The organism is Fusibacter sp. A1, from assembly GCF_004125825.1.
GTDB lineage: Bacteria > Bacillota > Clostridia > Peptostreptococcales > Acidaminobacteraceae > QQWI01.
This window is the reverse complement of record NZ_QQWI01000002.1, coordinates 83,283-103,335: the sequence shown is the minus strand read 5'-3', so window position 1 is coordinate 103,335 and position 20,053 is coordinate 83,283. Positions and strand designations below refer to the sequence as shown.

Genomic DNA, 20,053 nt, shown 5'->3' with positions numbered 1-20,053 from the left:
TCCTTGATGAATTGTTTATGCTTAAAATGCGTTGGCATTTAAGTCCGATCTAAAACGGCATTTTGAACCCACCGGCTCTTTTACCGCCCTTGTTCATCTTACCAAACTGTTTCATCATCTTTTTCATGTCTTCAAACTGTTTGATAAGCCGATTGACATCGGCAACGGTCGTACCACTTCCTGCAGCGATTCTTTTTCTTCGGCTTGCATTCAGTATTCCAGGCTTCTGTCTTTCTTTTCGGGTCATACTCTGAATGATCGCTTCTGTCCTGACAAGTTGTTTCTCGTCGACGTTCACATCTTTCATCATGTTCTTATTCATACCCGGTATCATCTTTAGGATGTCGCCGAGAGGACCCATTTTTTTCATCTGCTGAAGTTGATCTAAGAAGTCTTCAAGATCGAACTCCGCTTTTTTAAGCTTTTCAGCCATTGCAATCGCCTTGTCTTCATCGATCGCTTCTTGCGCCTTTTCGATAAGGCTTAGCACATCACCCATGCCAAGTATTCTACTTGCCATACGGTCAGGATGGAACTCCTCTATTTCAGAAAGTTTTTCACCCACACATGCATATTTGATCGGCTTACCGGTAACAGCACGCACAGATAGCGCGGCACCACCACGGGTATCACCGTCAAGTTTCGTTAAGATCACACCGTCGATTTCAAGACTGGCGTTGAAATGGTCTGCTACATTTACCGCATCCTGACCTGTCATCGAGTCGACAACAAGTAAGATCTCTTGCGGTTTCACCTCTGACTGTATGCTTTTCAGCTCACCCATCAGCTCTTCGTCTATATGAAGACGACCGGCCGTATCCAGGATCACCACGTCATTGAAATATTTTTTCGCATGTGCGATACCTTGTTTTGCAATTTCAATCGGACTGACCTGGTCTCCCAAAGCGAATACTGGAATGTCGAGTTGTTTTCCGACGACCTGAAGCTGTTTGATCGCAGCAGGTCTGTAGATGTCACACGCCACAAGTAAAGGCTTCTTGCCCTGTTTTCTCAAGACGGCGGCCAGTTTACCGGCAGTGGTCGTTTTACCCGCACCTTGAAGTCCGACAAGCATATATGTTGTTGGAGACTGTGACGAGTAGGTCAATTTTACATTTTCCTTACCCATCAACTCCGTTAATTCTTCATTTACTATCTTAATGACCTGTTGTCCAGGTGTTAAACTACCGAGTACTTCTATTCCGATCGCTCTATCGGTAACTTTTTTTACAAAGTCCTTTACGATCTTAAAGTTGACGTCCGCTTCAAGAAGCGCGAGTTTGACTTCTCTCATCGCATCCTTCACGTCTTTTTCAGTCAGCTTACCGCGACCGGTTAAATTCTTAAATGCTCCTTGCAGCTTATCTGCTAAGTTTTCAAAAACCATGTGTTTCCCCTTATAATGACAAGATTGCCTGAACTTCTTCGATGATGTCGTTTAATCCGTCGGTCTCCTGATACGCCCTGAGGCTTTCCAGTTTAGACACGACGTTCATAAGCTTAAGCTGCCTTTCGTTATATCGTTTTACAAGTCCAAGTCTGTCCTCGTAATCGTATAACATCTTTGTCGACTTCTTAATCTTGTCGTAAACCGCTTGTCTTGAGATGGATAAGTTCTCACCAATCTCGACAAATCCGTAATCATCTATCAAATAAAGCGACATAACTTCTTCTTGTTTTTCAGTTAGCAGCTCTCCGTAAAAATCAAAGAGCAGTGTCAATTCAAGTTTTTTCTCAATCATGTATAATCACTCCAACACTGTAAAGCATTTTAACTTTACTTAAAGAGTATACCCTTGAGTCAAAAGCTTGTCAAGCTCTTTTGCTTTACTTTATTTTATTGTTCCATCAGCGCGTCGGCAAATTCCTCTGGATTGAAGTGTTGCAAGTCATTGATGCCCTCGCCGACACCGATCAGTTTCACCGGGATACCTAGTTCTGATTTGATGGCGAATACGAATCCACCCTTAGCTGTACCATCTAGTTTCGTCAGGACGATTCCAGTGATCGGAGCTGTCTCCTGAAACAGTTTGGCCTGCTGAATGGCATTCTGCCCGGTCGTCGCGTCAAGTACAAGCAGCACCTCACGGTTGGCATCTGGGTATTCCCTGTCGATGATCCTGAAGATCTTGTTCAGCTCGTTCATCAGATTGACCTTGTTGTGCAGTCTTCCTGCCGTATCGCAGATCAGCACATCTGTTTTTCGCGCCTTTGCAGCTTGCACAGCGTCAAATACGACAGCCGCCGGATCTGATCCCTCGGACTGGGCGATGACTTCGATACCCGAACGTTTTCCCCAAACAATCAGCTGTTCGATGGCTCCCGCCCTAAAGGTATCCGCTGCCGCAAGAAGCACCGATTTCCCTTCGCTCTTGATCAGGTTTGCAATCTTACCGATCGATGTCGTCTTACCGGCACCGTTGACGCCGATTACCAGGATGACCGATGGCGTTTTTGTATTTAAAGCGGTTTCTTCAACCGTGTTCAAATTCATCGCCATCACATCGCGAAGGACATGTTTGACCATTGCCACATCTGTGACTTTTCGTTTGACAAGCTCTTCCCTTAACTCTTCGATCAACCTCATCGTCGTCGTCATCCCGATATCCGCTGTGATAAGGATTTCTTCAAGCTCTTCAAACAGCTCCTCATCGATCTCTCCGTAGTTGTTGACAAGGTTGTCGATCTTATCGGTGATGTTCTTACGTGTCTTATCCAGCCCTTTGATCAGCTTTGTAAAGAATCCGCCCTGCTTTTCAGCGGCTGGTTCCACTGCTTCAAGCATCTCTTCTTCCTCAACAGGCAGCTCTTCCAGAGGCTGCTCTTCAAGAGGCTGCTCTTCCAAAAGCTGTTCCTCCAAAGGCTCGTCTTCCAAAGGCTGCTCCTCCAAAGGCTGTTCTTCCAAAGGCTGTTCTTCGACAACCTGTTCTTCCACAACCTGATTTTCTTCTTCTAAACCGTCTTTCTTCTTAAACCACTTCTTAAACATGAAATCCTCCTACCGGTTGTCTGTTAGCTAATAAATTTGGAATTCGCGTCATCTAACTTTACAGATAGTATGGTAGAAATCCCTTGCTCCTGCATGGTGACGCCATAAAGCGACTCTGCTATTTCCATTGTACCTTTACGATGTGTAATAATTATGAACTGAGAGTTTTTCACGAATTCTTTTAAGAATTCAGCAAATCTGAAGATGTTCACATCATCAAGAGCCGCTTCGATCTCGTCGAGAATACAAAACGGTGAAGGTTTCGTCTTCAAAATGGCAAATAAGAGCGCAATCGCAGTCAGCGCCTTTTCTCCGCCGCTCATCAACTCAAGTCCCTGCAGTTTCTTTCCGGGCGGTTGGGCGTTGATCACTATTTCAGCAGCGAGAATATCCTCTTCCTGGTCGGTAGTGATTTCACCGAAGCCTCCTCCAAAAAGATTAGAGAACGTCTCTTTGAAATATCCGTTGATTTCATCGAGCTTATCTTTGAACGAAGCCCGCATTTGCTTGTCCATCTCCCTGATCAGCTTATTGAGCTGATCACTGGAATCTTTCAAGTCTTTTTTCTGTTCACTTAAAAACTCATATCTTTCGCTGACCAGGTCGTACTCGTTGATTGCCGTCAAATTGACTTCACCCAGTTCCTTGATCTCACTTTTCAGTCTTCTGGCTGATTGGGCATATGCCTTTTGATCGAAATCATGTTTGTGGTCAAGTGCGTGGATATAGCTTAACTCATATTTGTCCCAGAGATTCTGAATGATGTTGTCTTTTCTCGTCTCAAGTTTTGTTTTTTCAATCTCAAGCTTGAACAGGTCGTCATTCTGGCTGGAGACCACATTTCTTAGATTCTCGATTTGAAGCGAGACGCCTTGCAGGCTGATTCTAAGTCCCTCAATATTCGATTGACAGATCTGTAGCGCTTCTTCGCTTGAAAGCGTCGTGTTTCTTTCGTTTTCGACAGCTTGGGTTCCGTCCTCGATGCCTCTGATCATGATGGCTAACTGCTCTTTTAAGGAGTTTTCTTCAGATTGCTGTCTCTGATAGCTTTTCTCAAGCATCTCAAGTTGAGAGAGCTTCTCTTCATAGGCCCCTCTCGCACTGATGACCTCTTCTTCAAGCCTTGCAGTGGCAATGCGGATTTCTGTAAGCTTTTGCTGCGAAGTCTCAATAGTCTGTGAAAGTTCATCAGAGCTTACTTCTATCGCTTTCAGTTCATCCTCGCACTGCAGAGCACTTGCCTTCTTAGTCTCTGCTTCTGCTTTGAGCCTTTTGATCTCAAGTGCTAACTCTGTTGATTTTTCAGTAAGCTGTTCATGCTCGCCGCTCATCTTATCTTTCGATTGACCGGCTTTGGCGATCGCTTCCCTGTAGCCGTCAAGCTGATTGTTTGCCAGCAGGACACTTTCGCGTTGACCCTCGATACTCCTGTTGAGGTTCTCCAAGGCATCTCTAACTTCCGCGATGGTTAAAAGGGCCTTATCGCGATTTTTTTCTGTAGTGGACAGCTCCGCTTCGATTGCCTCGATCGCTTGTCCGAGTTCCACGATTTCACGCTTTCGCTTTAAAAATCCCGTCTCTTTTTTGGATAGCGAACCACCGGTCACGGCGCCGCCGACATTGACGACCTCGCCATCGAGTGTGACAACACGGCTTCCTTTTGGAAGGCTCCTGGCCACTTTTTTCGCGTCGTTCAGACCGTCAGCGAAATAGACGTTGGATAAGATGTACTGAAGCGCCGGTCTTACCGTATTCTCGCATTTAAGATGATGCATGGCACATCCATAAAACCCACCATACTGCTCAAGGTCGGGTACCGGTCTAGGTTCGAGCTGCGCCAAAGGCATAAAGGTTGCTCTTCCGGCGCGTTCGCTTTTCAGCCTGTCGATATACTCATCCACCGCATCCTCATGCATGACGACGATATTTTGCAGATTTCTACCGAGGGCCGTCTCAACAGCAGTTTCAAACTTCTTCTCCACAGTGAAGATATCCTTGATACAACCCAGCACGTCGCTATCCTCTTTGGACCAGTCGAGCACTTGCTTGACTGCAAAGGCGAAGCCCTCCTGTTTTTCTTCCTGAGACAGGAGTGAATCACGTTTCGCCTTCTTCTCTGCAAGCGAGGTCTTTTGCTTATATAAATCCTCTTCAGCCTGCAAGATGGCTTGCTGACGGCTTTTTATTTCACTCTGATACCCGCTTTGTTCCTGTATCAGTTCCTTGTACTTGTCTTCTTCTGCGTTCACCTTTTGCTGGGCGGCGCTCAAACCGCTGATCGCCCTGCTCTGGGCTTCTGAATAATGACTGACTTCCTGATCTAGATCCTTAAGCCTGTCAAGCACAGCGTTTTCATTGGCGTAAAGTCTGTTGATGTCTATGGTCAACGACTGTATGGACGCCCTTAAGGCTTCCTTTTTTCCGATCAGGTCATCCTTTTGCAGTTTCAGAATAAGACGTTTTTCAATCAAAAGATCGACCGTTTCCTGTTCTAAGTCCCTTTCACGTTGCTGCTTGACGCACTCCTCATTTTTTTGCGAAGCCGTGTGCTGATAATTTTCACAGATCCGCTTGAGTTCATCGCTTTTTTCACCGAATTCCTCCTGGGAGTTCAACAACTTCTCGAGATTGGACTCGATAAGGACGCGTCGCTCTTTTAAAATAGCAAGATCGCTTTCAAGTTTCATCGCTCGTCTCTGCTGTGACTGCTGATTGTCGAGCAGACCTCTATATTCATCCTGCTTTTGAACCATCTGGTTATCGAACTCCACCTGGGCGTCCAATAGGCTCTCTAGCTGGGTCTTTTTATCATTGTTCACAAGCTCCCTGTCATGAAGTTCCTGAATCAAGGCGTTTAGCTTCTCATCCACGCCGTCGATCTCATTGATAAAGAGGTTGATCTCAAGCGACTTAAGTTCTTCAGCAAGCAACTGATACTTTTTTGCCTTTTCAGACTGCTGCTTGAGGGGGCCCACCCTTTGTTCAAGTTCAGACACGATGTCTTCGATTCTAGCGAGGTTCTGCAGTGTTCTCGCAAGTTTTCTTCCCGCCTCGTCTTTTCGCGTTCTGTACTTGACGATTCCGGCGGCTTCTTCGAAGATCAGTCGTCGCTCATCCTTATTCGTTGAAAGGATGCTGTCGATACGTCCTTGTCCGATGATAGAGTATCCTTCGACACCCACGCCGGTATCCATGAAGATGTGCTTCACATCTTTGAGCCTGCACTTATTGTTGTTTATGGCGTAATCGCTTTCTCCCGATCTGTACAATCTACGCACGACCGTCACTTCATTGTAGTCCACAGGTAAAAAGCCGGTTTCATTGTCAAATGTGATCGCGACTTCTGCAAAACCAAGCGCTTTTCTTCTTCCTGTCCCATTAAAAATGACATCCTGCATCTGTGATCCTCTAAGCGTTTTAAAGCGTTGCTCGCCTAAAACCCATCTGAAAGCATCGGTAACATTACTCTTACCGCTACCGTTTGGACCGACTATGCAAGTTATTCCTTCGCTAAAATCGATAACTGTCCTATCAGCAAAAGACTTAAACCCCTTCAGTTCTATCTTTTTTAAAAACAATACTTCACCTCATTATGAAGAGCAGCCGCTCCGTTTACTTACTGTTTATCTACGATTAACATAGACGCCACATGGGCAATCCTTTCAGAGGAGATGATGATATCCTCACTCGACATGGTGGTATCTTGAATGATCCTCATCGGCCTTCTGTAGTTTTCTTCCAACCAAAGTTTGTTCAACTGGCTTAGTCCGGACACTCTTGAAACCCATTTTGGGTGGACCCTAATTTCAAGCGCTGTTTCTGACGGTTTTATCCCCGTAAGCACCTTAGCTAGTATTTCCTGAACCATCAGGCTCTCCACCCATTCCCTAAACGCTGGATGGTAAGGGCCCGCAAGCCTAACATCAGGATCCATCAAATCATCATTCGCATGTAAACCGACTTTTATCACTTTCACACCTGCTTTGTAATAATGCTGCAACGCCCATTTGGCCTGTTCGATCGTTTTTTCTATTGTTAGCGGGACATAGTCCCCATTTTCATATAGCTTCGCAAGTTCTGTTCCTTTGAGTACTTGTGTCGGATAGATCCTTGTGACATCCGGTTTCAGTTCGATCGATTTCCTTACTGTTTCCTTAAATGTCTCAAAGGTGTCACCAGGCAGACCGATCATGATCTGATGTCCTAGCACGAATCCTTTTTCCTTAATCAGTTCTGAGGCTCGTACGATGTCCGCTTCACTAAGTCCTCGTTCAGACAGGGAAAGGACCGTATCGCTCATGGACTGGACACCGAGCTCGATCGTATTCATCCCGTACGCCTTTAAAAGCTCAAGAATCTCCTCGTCGATGCAGTCGGGTCTAGTGGAACATTTCATGGAATGGATACGTCCTGCCTTAAGAAGCTCCTCCCCTTTTTTCAGGTAGCTTTTCATCAGTTCTCTTTCAAGTCCTGTGAAGCTTCCACCAAAAAAGGCTAGGTCTATTTCGCAATCTTCAGTCGTTCCTTCTCCTGCAAACTTTGCAATAAACGCATCAAACTCTTCGATTTCCTTCGCGGATTCATTATTGATGACACGTTGATTACAAAATACGCACTGATGAGGACACCCTTGATGTGTCACAAAAAAAGGAAGTGTCCGCCTTCTCATTTGCTTAACGCCTTCAGTGCCATCTTAGCGGCAAGCTGCTCCGCTTCCTTTTTGCTTTTACCTTTACCGATTCCCGTGTTGACAGATCCGATAAGTACACAAGCCGAGAATACCTTTTGATGGTCAGGTCCTTCTTCATTGATGATCTCATAAGTGATCGGAAGCTGTGAAGATGCTTGTACACGCTCTTGTAGGGCCGTCTTGTAGTCAAGGAATATGCGTCCATGGATCGAGTCCTCAATTTTGTCATGCATGGTTTCAAGGATGAACCGTCGAGCTTCGCTTAGTCCGCCGTCAAGATAGATCGATGCGATAAGCGCTTCAAAAGCATCCGCAAGAATCGAAGGTCTTTCTCTGCCACCCGTCTGCGCCTCACCTTTGCCAAAATACATGTATTGTCCCAGGCTGATTTCATTCGCGCTCTCGGCGAGTGTGGGTTCACATACGATTTTAGCTCTCAGTTTGGTCAAGTCGCCCTCAGGAAAGTCAGGATACTTCATAAAAAGAAAATCACTGATCACGATACTGAGTACGGAGTCGCCTAAAAATTCCAGTCTTTCATTGTGGTTCAGATTGGTGTTGCCACCGGTATTGCTTTTCTCATTCGCATGCGAGCTATGAGTCAACGCCTCTTCCAGAAGCGAGTAGTCTCTAAACTGATATTTTATCTTTTTTTCCAGTTCGTTATAATTCCTATTCATGATTCCTCCAGTGCTCTTAGGTAAAAAAGTCCACATTAATTATACTTGTTGTGGGAGTGAAGTGCAAGTTCAGATGCCCATCACCACTTTCGTCAACCTATGTTTAATTACAGGTTGACAAAACACAACTTTCATTTTATGATTATTCCGAGGTGATTAAATTGAAAAATCTTATTGATTCCATCTATAGCTGGTTGCACACTTTCGAATCGATACCCAAAGCGGCTATCATCACAGAAATAGAGTGTGACTTTGATCATCGTAAGTACTCAGAAAGCAAACTGGGCATCCAGGCCAGAGATTCATTGATGCTGTTCACCGTAACCGGGTCCTTATCTGAAACATCTTCGCTCCACATCAAAGCCAAATTCATCGTCACAAAAGACCTTCCAAAGGGAAGGATGCACTTTGGCCATGGCGGAACTTTTTCGATCGAAATCGACCAGATCAATGATTTTTTGACAAGAGTCAATGACAGCAACCCTATCCATCGGAATGATTTTCCTGTGGTTCCAGGTCTGATGATCTTGGAACACTACCTAAACCATGTTCCAACCGATAAAGGGCGGCTGTCGATCAGGTTCAGACAACCTTTACTTGCAGGAACAGGCTTCAACTATGTCTACGACGAAGAGACGTTGACCATTGAAGCGGACGAAACCATCATCGCTACCATTTCGTACAATCAAGGAGAATGACATGAGAAACTTAAAATTACAAGAACTTACTATGATCGCACTTTTCGCATCACTCACCGCAGCCCTTGGCTACTTCAGCATACCTCTTCCTTTTAGTCCTGTGCCGGTAAGCGGACAAACCCTCGCCATCATTTTGGCCGGCCTGCTCCTTACACCTCGCGCGGCTGGCTCGAGCATCGGTTTGTGGGTTATGATGGGCGTTATCGGATTGCCTGTGTTTTCTGGCGGTCGAGCCGGTTTCGGTGTGCTCATGGGACCTTCTGGCGGTTATATCATCGGATTCATCGTCTGCGCTTGGTTTATCGCAATGTTCAGAGGCAAAACTCCAAACATCGCGCGCTTTACTATGATAAGCGCCTTCGGTAGCTTTGTCGTCATCTACGCATTCGGTCTGATGGGCCTGATGGTAACGACCGGAATGACTTTGCCTGCTGCATTCACCGCAGGAGTAGTTCCTTTCCTTATCGGAGATACAATCAAGATCGTCGCTGCCGTGGCAATCGCGATCCCTCTACACAAACACGCGAAGCAATACTTGCCTTCCTTTTAATTCAACTTTTTAAAGTCACCTAGGGTGGCTTTTTTACTTAGCGAAGGAGAAATCAATGAAACCAGTGTTCATCTATAAAGCCAAGCGCACACCGATCGGCAAGAAGAACGGATCACTCAAGACCTTTCTTCCGGAGACCTTAATGTCGAAGGTGCTTTTAGAATTATTGAACGGCGTCGAACCGACCGCCGTTGACGATGTGATTATCGCAAATGCGGTTGGTCCCATGGGTAATATCGCAAGACTCAGCTGGCTCGAAGCTGGGCTTCCCATAACCACGAGTGCGACCAGCATCGACTTTCAGTGCGGGGGCGGACTTAAGGCGGTCGAATACGCCTACTACCAAATCGCTTGCTCCGCTCACACGATGGTCATAGCAGGCGGTACTGAATCGACCTCGCTTGAACCCTCAAGAGAATACCACGACAATGACCCACGAAAAGTGAAGCACCCCCACCGTCTGACTAGAGCCCAGTTCGCCCCAGAATGCCTGGGTGATGTGGACATGCTCACAGGCGCTCAAAATACGGCGCTTAAATATGATTTGAGCAGGAAAATGATGGATGACTACGCGCTTTCAAGCCATTTAAAGGCGATCGAGGCTCAAAGCAAGGGAATCTTCACCCCTCTGATCGTTCCAATCCAGGTAGGCGACAAGACGCTCACATCGGATGACAGCATACGCCCTTCCATTACAAGCAGGCTGCTATCGAGGGCCAAGCCCCTGCTCGAGCCCGATAGTAGGATAACCGCAGGCAATGCTTGCCTGATGCACGACGGAGCCGCCGGCCTCTTGATCGGCGACGAAACAGTACAGCTTCGATACGGACTCAAACCGATTGCAAGGATCATGGGCTTTTCTAGCATAGGATGCGATCCGAACCTTTCGCCGCTCGGTCCGATCCACGCAGTACAGAAGCTGCTCGAGGCGTTTACTATGGGCTATGACAGCATTGACATGATCGAAATAAACGAGGCTTTTTCAGCCAAGATTCTCGCCTTCCACCATGCGACAGGCTATCCTCTTAGCAAGATCAACACAGGCGGTGGAGCACTTGCCTACGGACATCCCTATGCGGCGTCTGGAGCCATCATACTGGGTCATCTGATTGAAAACCTATCACAAGCAGGGGGCCGTTTTGGTATCGCCGCACTCGGCGTGGCCGGCGGACAAGGAATATCGTGCATGATAGAGGTTCTCTCATGATTTTTAAAGACTACAGGCAACTCATCCGCTCAGTGGATACCCCAAGCAGGGATTATACAGGCATCATACGATACGAAAACTGGACGGCCATACCGCACGGCCATCCTGAAACAGTCCTACTCAGCATCATCGAATGCATCCATGACAATCAAGTCTTCGTGGTGCTTTATCCAAATGAAAACCCTGAGGAACTAAAACCTCAGATCGACAAGTTGCTCACTGAGCTCGCTCCTGAGAGGATTGATTTTTTTATGCGCTCCTCAGGATCGTCAGGTAGACCTAAGTTTGTCGCAAGGACCCTTGAAAGCTGGATCCGCAGCTTTTCTGCGCACCGCGACGCTTTTGGACTTTCAAGCACTAAATCGGTCTTCATACCTGGTCCCATGGTGTATTCCGCAAACCTATACCATAGTTTGCTTTCGATTTGGCTTCACCAAAAGGTCTACTTATGTCAAAGCACCCATACGGCTACGCAGACAAGGGCGATTCAGACCTATGATATCGACACCCTCTTTACCGTACCCACAAGACTCGACTTGCTATTCAGAACAGAACACAATTTAGTTTCCATAAAAAAAATCATCACCGTAGGCGAAAGACTCCAAAGTCAGACGATACGGTTTGTGATAAGGCATCCGAATCTTGTAGCCTACCACTACTATGGGGCTTCCGAACTCGGTCAGGTCTCCTTTGCGGCCTATGATGAAATCCTTCATCACTCTACACTACTCGGACAACCCTTTGACGGCGTCAAGATCGGCATTTCCAATAAAAAGGACATCATCGTCACTTCGGAGTATGCCGCAGTAGGCTATAAGGACCAGGGAACCGTATTCGATAAAGGAGACTTAATCGATGGACTGCTCTACTTCAAGGGGAGATCGGACGAACAGCTCAACCACTACGGAAGAAAGATCGACCTGACACCGGTTCGTGAACTCCTACAGGAGCAGCCATCCGTGAAAGGATACTGCCTTAGACTTCACACCTCAGATAAGAAGGAACACTACTCGATCCATATCCACTCCGACGAAAAGCTTAACGAATCGGTTTTACAATCGATCCACCGCATCCACAAACCTAGCCACATCACCTACTATAAAAGTGTAGTCCTCACAAGCGCAGGAAAATGCGACTGGAACACCACCATTAAAAAAAGAGCATAAAAAGGCTCTTTTGAGGTTGTTGACAAAGTCAACAAAATCGCAGACTGTTGACAAAGTTCAAGTTCAAGGAATGAGAAAAAGCAGCGGGCGCAGTGTATATAGACATACATAAGCGTGCTGCTTTTTTGAAATGACGCAGAAATTGGGCTTTGTCAACAGTCTGAAAGAGCCTAAAAAGGCTCTTTTTTAATTTGTTCTTCAAGGTAATCAAGCAGTTGGGGTTTTGTGAGCGGTCTTGAAAAATAATACCCCTGCAGGTAATCTACAGACATCCCCTGGGCAAGCTTCACCATTTCGATTGTTTCAATTCCTTCTGCGACAACAGATATCTGGTGGTGATGGCATAGCTTGGTGATCGAACCGATCATGTCGCTATATACGAGATTCGTAGCCAGACGCTCCATAAAGAGACGGTCGAGCTTGAGCGTCGTGTAGGGATGTTTCATCAGACTGTCAAAGGATGAGTAACCCGTTCCAAAGTCGTCAAGGGCCACTTTTATACCCAATTTTCTAAGTTCTCTGATTTCCCTATCGGCCTTGGAGCCTTCGTTAAGCCCCATCGATTCTGTAACTTCGATCGCTATACGATCCAAGCCTAATCCATATCGGTTCACTACATTTTGCACGTTGTTGGCAAAACCTTCTTGCATCAGTTCCACGACGGACGCATTGACTGATACGTTGATGCAGCGGTTCAATTTTTTTTCGACTTCGACAAGCATCTTGCACGACTGTTCAACCACATATCGTCCAAGCGCCAGTATTTCACCGGACAACTCGGCAGCACCGATAAAATCGTCCGGTCCGATAAGTCCTATCTCAGGATTGTCCCATCTTACAAGCGCTTCGACAGCGCGTACGACAATACCATCCGACCTTAGGATCGGCTGGAAATAGACATGTATCTCATCATCTTCGATCGCTTGTAGCAGACCCTTTTCGATGATTTCCCTTTTTCTTAAGTGCGCGGCCATCGATTCGTCATAAACGACAAAATCGACGATTTCCTTATCGATGATGCTTCTGATGGTAAGTCTTGCCATATTCAGGGTCAGATCGACCTTGGCATCATGGTAGATCGCTGGAATAAGCGCTCCGATAAGCTTTAGTGATTGCAGCTGTCGACCACCAAACAGAAGCCTTTGGTAATCATTGGCGATATCCCTGAAGTAGTCCTCGACATCAAAATCGATGGTCGAGTCGATCAGCACTACAAACTCGTCCCTGTCCACATGATACAGTTTGGTTCCTTTGATCTCATACTCCGAAAGCAGCACAGAAAACTCAAACTGCAGCCTCTCGGCAGCCCGTCTTCCATACGCGTCATAAAACTGTCCGAACCCATCGATTCCGAACATCAGAAGATGGGGTCTTTCTAGATATTTAAAAGGATCGTTTATCTGAAACTCCAGCATCCTTAGATTGGAGAGTCCTGTCAAAACGTCCGTATATGCCAAATTGTGAATATGGTCCTCATAGGTCTGTTTATCGGTAATATCGTTATGAGCGCTTAAAAAACCTACCACTTGACCGTCTTCGCCGTACTTGGCGACAGAAGTGGTCAAAATCCAGATGTAGTCGCCGTTTTTTGTTTTCACCCGATATTTTGACTCTACAAGGGGTTGACCGGTTATAAACTGTTCTTGTAATTTCTGTCTTATGCTTTCCTGCTCACTTGGGTCAATCAAGTTGATCCAATCGGACAGACAGGCTCTTTCCGTATTTATATCAAATTTCTCATAGAATTCGCTATTGAAAAAGGTGATGACATCACCCTGTAAAATGACACAAAGTCCGATACTCGACAAGCCCAACAGGTGCTTCAGCTCATCAGAGAACAATTCATTGATTGCATTCTCCATTACATTTACCCCCACAATTTCTGATATCAGTATACCACATAATAAAATAAAAGCCGAGTATCGACTCTCTGGTCAATACTCGACTCTTTCTTTATTTGAACTTACCGATACAAATTGTAGCGTTATGTCCACCAAAACCTAAAGAATTGGATAGGAAGTAGTTGACTTCCTTATGAATTCCTACATTAGGCACATAGTTTAAATCGAGTTCAGGATCAGGAGTCGTATAGTTGATCGTCGGGTGAACAAACCCTTCTTCGATCGCCAAAATTGCAGCTATCGCCTCAACAGCACCTGATGCTCCAAGTAAATGGCCTGTCATCGATTTAGTCGAATTCACGACTAGATCGTAAGCATGGTCGCCAAATACCGATTTGATAGCCATCGTTTCAAATTTATCGTTATAGGGTGTCGATGTACCATGTGCGTTCACATAATCGATTTGTTCAGGTGTCAAACCCGCGTCCTTGATTGCGTTTTTCATCGAACGCGCAGCACCTTCTCCGCCTGGAGCCGGTGTTGTGATATGGTAGGCATCCGAACTCATACCGTACCCGAGTATCTCTGCATAAATTTTAGCGCCACGTGCCTGAGCATGCTCAAGTGTCTCTATTACAAGCACTCCTGAGCCTTCTCCCATTACGAACCCGTCACGGTCCAGATCAAAAGGTCTAGAGCCTGTGGACGGATCCTCGTTTCTTCTTGACATAGCTTTCATAACACAGAAACCACCGAATCCAAGTGGGGTGATCGACGCTTCCGTGCCGCCTGTGAGCATGATATCAGCATCACCACGTTGAATTACCTTAAAAGCGTCTCCGATCGCGTTTGTGCCGGAAGCACAAGCGGTAATTACCGTGTAATTTGGACCTTTTGCCCCAAATTGCATCGATAATTGGCCAGACGCCATGTTGGTAATCATCATAGGGATTAAGAACGGACTGACACGCATTCCACCCTTATCCAGCTGTTTGGCATGTTCTTGTTCCAATGTGTTGATACCGCCGATACCACTTCCCATGACAACGCCGAAACGTTCATGGTCGATCGTATCGAGGTTTAACAATGAGTCCTTCACAGCCAACTGGGCAGCTGCGACAGCGAACTGAGTGAATCTATCCATTCGCTTCGCTTCTTTCTTGTCCAGATAGTCGGTAGGATCAAAGTCTTTGACTTCTGCGGCGAACTGAGTAGCAAAATCAGTAGCATCAAATGCAGTGATTGGACCTACGCCATTCTTGCCTTCTTTTAGTGCCTGCCAGTAAGCATCTTTACCAGTACCGATTGGACTTACAACACCTATGCCTGTGATTACTACTCTTTTCATGAAAAGCCTCCTATTGATTTGCTTCGATGTACTTTGCTATATCACCGATGTTTTTGAATTTCTCGGCGTCTTCGTCTGGAATTTCGATATCGAACTCATCTTCCAAAGCCATGATGATTTCAACTGCGTCAAGTGAATCAGCCTCAAGATCACCCATAAGTGATGTAGCTGGTTCAATTACTACGTCTGCGTCCAAACCTAATTGATCGATGATGATTGCTTTTACTTTATCAAATACCATGTTAATTCTCCTTTTTTTCTTATAAATTGTTGTTTGCCTAATCGACAAATCTATTAAACTACATTACCAGGCCACCGTCAACATTTAATGTCTGACCCGTAATGTATTTTGCCAAATCCGAACATAAGAATGCAACTGCATTTGCTACGTCCTCAGTTTCACCTAAAGCACCCATTGGAATGTTTCTAAAGTAATTCTCTTTGACTTCATCAGAAAGTGTATCTGTCATATCCGAACGGATAAAACCTGGAGCGATCGCATTGATATTGATCCCTCTCGATGCAAATTCCTTAGCCACCGATTTTGTGAATCCGATCACACCCGCCTTTGACGCGGCGTAGTTCGCTTGACCTGCATTCCCCATGATGCCGACCACCGATGTGATGTTCACAATTTTACCGGTTTTTTGCTTCAACATGATCTTGCCCACATGTTTAGTGGCGTTGAAGACTCCTTTTAAGTTGATATCAAGCACTTTGTCCCAATCGTCCTCTTTCATTCTGATCAAGAGGCCATCACGTGTGATACCGGCATTGTTGATTAGGATATCGATGGATCCAAATTCCTTTTTTACTTGACTTACAAGCGCTTCGACATCGCTGCCGATAGATACGTCCGCTTTGATGGCAAGTGCCTTTACACCTAACTCTTCAGCTTCTTTGACTACTTCTAGGGCAGCAACGTCAGATGAAGTGTAGTTGACAACGACATTCGCACCGAGCGATGCGAGTTTAAGAGCGATTGCACGACCGATACCACGTGAGCCACCAGTGATGATGGCATTCTTACCTGTTAAGTTCATACATTTACTCCTTACCGTCTAGAGCTGCGATGGTCTTTTCGAGACTTGCAACGTCTTGAACATTTAAGATCCTAACTTCTTTGTTGATTTTCTTGATGAACTTGGATAAGGCGTTTCCTGGACCAACTTCAATAAACGTTGTTACTCCGTCAGCCACCATCTGTTCCACGCTTTTCGCCCACATGACAGGATTGCTCACCTGGTCTACAAGCTTATGTTTCACTTCTTCCGTTCCCTTGTAATACTGCGCATCTACGTTCGCAACGACAGGAACTTCGAAGTTACCGCATTCGTACTTATCGAGCTCTGTGCCAAGTTTTACACCCGCACCTTTAAGCATTGAGGTATGGAAAGGGGCTGATACAGGCAGCATCACTGCTTTTTTGGCACCCAATGCCTTAGCTTCCTCGACCGCTTTTTCGACTGCTGTGATCTCTCCTGCTATGACAAGCTGCTTTGGGCAGTTGTAGTTAGCTGGTTCGACAATGCCAACAGATGAGGAACGCTTACACGCCTCTTCCACAGCTTCGTCGTCAAGACCAAGTATCGCAGCCATTCCGCCTATTCCTAGGGGCACTTCTTCTTGCATGTACTTTCCGCGCATCTTCACAATGCGAACGGCGTCTTCAAACTTAAGCGCTCCGGCAGCTACAAGCGCCGAATATTCACCTAAACTGAGACCTGCGAAAACATCCGCCTTTACTCCTGCTTTTTTTAACACTTCATAGGTTGCCACAGAAGCTGTTAAGATCGTAGGCTGTGTGTTTTCAGTTATTTTAAGCGCTTCTTCAGGACCGCTGAAGCACATCTCAGACATGTCATAGCCGATCACTGAAGTCGCTAGGTCAAATATCTTTTTCGCTTCGGGATAACGTTCAGACAGTTCCTGTCCCATCCCGACGTACTGTGCACCTTGTCCTGGAAAAACCAATGCTATTTTAGACATAATGCCTCCTAGAATCTTATCACGGTGGAACCCCATGTCAATCCGCCACCAAAGCCTGTCAACACGACGTTGTCACCTTTCTTTACCATGCCCTCTTCAATCGCTTCATCAAGCGCTATCGGAATCGATGCCGCAGAAATATTACCATATTTGTTTAGGTTGACCTTCACCTTATCCATCGGAAGTTTCAACCTTTTGGCAGCCGCAGAAATAATTCTTATGTTGGCTTGATGAGGAACGAGAACATCTACATCCTCAATCGAAAGACCTGCTTTTTCAACAGCTTCCACAGAAGCGTTACCCATGATCCGAACGGCGAATTTGAAAACATCGCTTCCCGCCATGTGAACATAATGTTCCTTGTTGTCCACTGTCTCATGAGAGGCAGGCTTTCTTGAGCCACCAGCCGGCAGGGTCAGGTACTTTCCACCTTCACCGTCTGCGCCAAGCACTGTCGAAAGGATTCCCTCATCGCCAGTCGCTTGACCGACAACCGCAGCCCCCGCACCGTCACCGAATAGGATGACCGTGTTTCTGTCGTTAGGGTCGATGATGCTTGACATTGTCTCAGCTCCCACGACTAGGATGTTTTTATACATTTCAGAACTGATAAAGGCCGTTGCCATACTGAGTCCGTATAAGAAACCTGAGCAAGCGGCTTCGACATCAAATGCCGCAGCGTTCTTTGCTCCTATCAAATCCTGTACAAGACAAGCAGTGGATGGGAATGCCATATCCGGCGTCACTGTCGCAACGATGATCATATCGATATCAAGTGGAGTAAGTCCAGCTTTCTCAATCGCTTTCATCGCTGCTTTAGCAGACATGTCCGAAGTAGCTTCGTCCTCTGCGGCAACTCTTCTTTCTTCTATACCTGTACGAGTCACAATCCACTCGTTGTTGGTATCCACTCTTTTTTCTAAGTCAAAGTTCGTAACAACTTTTTCTGGTAGATATCTACCCGTTCCTAAAATTGCTGCTCGTTTCACATTAGCCTCCTAATCGAGAAAGGCCTCCATTTTAGTAATGATGTCATGTTTAGCATAACGTTCCGCATACTTGATCGCGTTCATAAACGCTTTAGCGTTCGAACTGCCGTGCGCCTTCACAATCGGTCTTTTCAGTCCGAGAAGCGGCGCTCCACCATATTCGGCATAATCCATCTTGGCTTTAAAACGGTCCATCCCCTTTTTGATCAGAAGACCTCCGATTTTTGAAAGCGTCGACATCATGACCGCTTCTTTTATGGCTTTAGAGAACGATTTGGCAACGCCTTCAGTTAGCTTTAACACAACATTTCCAGTGAATCCGTCACAAACGATGACATCTGCAAGGCCTGTCGGAATATCTCTGGCTTCTAAATTACCCATGAAGTTGATACCCTCAGTAGCCTTTAACAGCTTAAATGATTCCTTATAGAGAGTATTACCCTTTTCATCTTCTGTACCGATATTGACAAGTCCAGTGATTGGATCGTCGATACCGATAACCTCTTTAGCATATAGGTGCCCCATGAAAGCGAACTGCTGTAGGTTGATGGGGTCGCATTCTGTATTCGCTCCAGCGTCCACTAAGACCGATATCCCCTTTTCTGTAGGAAAAGCGGTGGTTAGAGCCGGACGTTTTATGCCCTTGACTCTGCCGATCTTTAGTGTGCCTCCAGCAAGTAACGCGCCCGTGTTCCCAGCAGATATGAACGCATCCACGGTTCCTTCCTTAACATCTTGAAAACCTCTTACCATCGATGAGTCTTTCTTACCTTTGATGGCTTTTACCGGTTTATCTTCATTTTCAATCACTTCGGTACAATGCACCACTTCAATCCGCGACTTGTCATAATTTAATCCAATCAGACATTTTTCAATCATTGAACCGTCGCCATAAAGTACGATTGTAGCATCCGTTTCTTTTAGAGCAAGTACAGCTCCATCGATGACCGCTTTAGGAGCGTGGTCACCACCCATTGCATCAATTGCTATTCTCATCTGATCATCCTTCCATCGCAGTCATTTTAAACTTGGATCTGAACACTTCCTGGTCTTTTACCATAATGCGTAAATGAACGTAGTATTCATTTCCCTGCATGCTCTTTACTACAGCTTTTGCAACAAGTTTATCGCCGGCATATACAGGTTCTTGATATTTGACATTAGCAACACCAGTCAGCGCCACTTTAGCATCAATAACCGCAAGTGCCAAGGATTCCGCCATCGCAAAGATATAATGCCCTTTTACGATCTTAGTCTTCTTAAACACCATGCCCGCGTCTGCTTCTAAAAAGGAGATCCCGCTGACATTCGGTTGAAGGTCTATCAGATCCCCAACGATCTCAGCTTTAGAAATCGACTGCAATTTATCATACTGTTTAGTAGCTACCGATTTAACTCTAGTTCTTAGTTCCGGAATATTCAATTCAAGCCTGTCAAGACGTATCGTCTGAATGCTCACATTGAACTTTTCACATAATTCTTCATCTGTTAAAAACGGATCGGCATCTAATAAATCGTTAAGTGCTTGATGCCTCTCTTGTTTTTTAAATTTCCGTTTTGACAAGAGACCACCTCTATCCTTATTTATTAGTACCTGCTACTAGTAATTAGTATAGCATCATTTTTAAAAATGTCAATGACTCTTATACTATTCTCCTAACCGTAGGAGTTATGAGCAGGTACTACTGTTAGTATACAAGTTTTTTCAACGCTTTGAAAGAGCAATCGCGGATTAAGGAAGGATTAGGGGGAGTTTTTTGAGGGGAGTACCTCGCGTGGCTCGGGTTATACTTCGCACTGCGTGCTCAGGCTGTATTCGTTTGCTCTGCAAACTCGGCTGTCTGTGGCTGCGCCACGCTATAACGGTTAAAGCGTGGCGCAGCCACAGACAGCCTGAGCGCAAGCG

18 protein-coding genes are annotated in these 20,053 nt (G+C 45.8%); 4 read left to right on the top strand and 14 right to left on the bottom strand.

Features of this window, described 5'->3' with window-relative positions:
* Positions 1–49: 49 nt before the first annotated feature.
* The 6 genes from ffh to rnc form a co-directional block, all read right to left on the bottom strand.
* On the bottom strand, positions 50–1,387 hold the full coding sequence (gene ffh / locus DWB64_RS02465; protein ID WP_129486603.1) for a signal recognition particle protein: 1,338 nt from the start codon (positions 1,385–1,387) through the stop codon (positions 50–52).
* Between the two features lie 10 nt (positions 1,388–1,397).
* A complete protein-coding gene (gene ylxM, locus DWB64_RS02460) occupies positions 1,398–1,742 on the bottom strand; it encodes a YlxM family DNA-binding protein (protein WP_129486602.1) in 345 nt (114 codons plus the stop codon).
* A 95-nt stretch (positions 1,743–1,837) separates the two neighbouring features.
* Positions 1,838–2,785 carry a signal recognition particle-docking protein FtsY gene (gene ftsY, locus DWB64_RS02455; RefSeq protein ID WP_348983813.1) on the bottom strand — a complete coding sequence of 316 codons (948 nt, stop codon included), beginning with the start codon at positions 2,783–2,785 and terminating at the stop codon, positions 1,838–1,840.
* 227 nt (positions 2,786–3,012) lie between these two features.
* Positions 3,013–6,567: a chromosome segregation protein SMC gene (smc, locus tag DWB64_RS02450; RefSeq protein ID WP_129486600.1), complete on the bottom strand. Its 3,555-nt coding sequence runs from the start codon at positions 6,565–6,567 to the stop codon at positions 3,013–3,015.
* 38 nt (positions 6,568–6,605) lie between these two features.
* Positions 6,606–7,658 (bottom strand): elongator complex protein 3, encoded by a 1,053-nt coding sequence (locus DWB64_RS02445; RefSeq protein WP_129486599.1) that lies wholly within the window; start codon positions 7,656–7,658, stop codon positions 6,606–6,608.
* The gene (gene rnc / locus DWB64_RS02440; protein WP_129486598.1) at positions 7,655–8,359 is read right to left on the bottom strand and encodes a ribonuclease III; all 705 of its coding nucleotides are present in this window, start codon (positions 8,357–8,359) and stop codon (positions 7,655–7,657) included. Before rnc ends, DWB64_RS02445 begins: the two co-directional genes overlap by 4 nt.
* A 161-nt stretch (positions 8,360–8,520) precedes the next feature.
* Here rnc and DWB64_RS02435 point away from each other — a divergent pair, with 161 nt between their 5' ends.
* The 4 genes from DWB64_RS02435 to DWB64_RS02420 are packed head-to-tail and all read left to right on the top strand — an operon-like array spanning position 8,521 to position 11,980.
* A complete protein-coding gene (locus tag DWB64_RS02435; protein WP_129486597.1) occupies positions 8,521–9,057 on the top strand; it encodes a hypothetical protein in 537 nt (178 codons plus the stop codon).
* A 1-nt stretch (position 9,058) separates the two neighbouring features.
* Positions 9,059–9,607, top strand: a complete 549-nt coding sequence (locus DWB64_RS02430) for a biotin transporter BioY (protein WP_129486596.1) — start codon at positions 9,059–9,061, stop codon at positions 9,605–9,607.
* Positions 9,608–9,662: 55 nt separating this feature from the next.
* Positions 9,663–10,814, top strand: a complete 1,152-nt coding sequence (locus DWB64_RS02425) for a thiolase family protein (RefSeq protein WP_129486595.1) — start codon at positions 9,663–9,665, stop codon at positions 10,812–10,814.
* Positions 10,811–11,980, top strand: coding sequence for an AMP-binding protein (locus DWB64_RS02420; RefSeq protein WP_129486594.1), 1,170 nt, complete (start codon positions 10,811–10,813; stop codon positions 11,978–11,980). The genes DWB64_RS02425 and DWB64_RS02420 overlap by 4 nt, the downstream gene beginning before the upstream one ends.
* A 170-nt stretch (positions 11,981–12,150) precedes the next feature.
* On the opposite strand, the gene DWB64_RS02415 is transcribed toward DWB64_RS02420, so the two are convergent.
* The 8 genes from DWB64_RS02415 to fapR all read right to left on the bottom strand — a co-directional run bounded on the left by DWB64_RS02415 (position 12,151) and on the right by fapR (position 19,711).
* Complete coding sequence (locus tag DWB64_RS02415) at positions 12,151–13,842, bottom strand: GGDEF domain-containing phosphodiesterase (RefSeq protein WP_129486593.1); 1,692 nt, start codon at positions 13,840–13,842, stop codon at positions 12,151–12,153.
* 91 nt (positions 13,843–13,933) lie between these two features.
* Positions 13,934–15,169 carry a beta-ketoacyl-ACP synthase II gene (gene fabF / locus DWB64_RS02410; protein WP_129486592.1) on the bottom strand — a complete coding sequence of 412 codons (1,236 nt, stop codon included), beginning with the start codon at positions 15,167–15,169 and terminating at the stop codon, positions 13,934–13,936.
* A 10-nt stretch (positions 15,170–15,179) separates the two neighbouring features.
* On the bottom strand, positions 15,180–15,410 hold the full coding sequence (gene acpP, locus DWB64_RS02405; RefSeq protein ID WP_207713426.1) for an acyl carrier protein: 231 nt from the start codon (positions 15,408–15,410) through the stop codon (positions 15,180–15,182).
* A gap of 58 nt (positions 15,411–15,468) precedes the next feature.
* Positions 15,469–16,212, bottom strand: coding sequence for a 3-oxoacyl-[acyl-carrier-protein] reductase (fabG, locus tag DWB64_RS02400; RefSeq protein ID WP_129486591.1), 744 nt, complete (start codon positions 16,210–16,212; stop codon positions 15,469–15,471).
* Positions 16,213–16,216: 4 nt separating this feature from the next.
* The gene (fabD, locus tag DWB64_RS02395) at positions 16,217–17,158 is read right to left on the bottom strand and encodes an ACP S-malonyltransferase (protein WP_129486590.1); all 942 of its coding nucleotides are present in this window, start codon (positions 17,156–17,158) and stop codon (positions 16,217–16,219) included.
* Positions 17,159–17,166: 8 nt separating this feature from the next.
* Positions 17,167–18,147, bottom strand: a complete 981-nt coding sequence (locus DWB64_RS02390) for a beta-ketoacyl-ACP synthase III (RefSeq protein ID WP_129486589.1) — start codon at positions 18,145–18,147, stop codon at positions 17,167–17,169.
* Positions 18,148–18,156: 9 nt separating this feature from the next.
* Positions 18,157–19,143: a phosphate acyltransferase PlsX gene (gene plsX, locus DWB64_RS02385; protein WP_129486588.1), complete on the bottom strand. Its 987-nt coding sequence runs from the start codon at positions 19,141–19,143 to the stop codon at positions 18,157–18,159.
* Positions 19,144–19,147: 4 nt separating this feature from the next.
* Positions 19,148–19,711: a transcription factor FapR gene (gene fapR, locus DWB64_RS02380; protein WP_129486587.1), complete on the bottom strand. Its 564-nt coding sequence runs from the start codon at positions 19,709–19,711 to the stop codon at positions 19,148–19,150.
* Positions 19,712–20,053 lie beyond the last annotated feature (342 nt).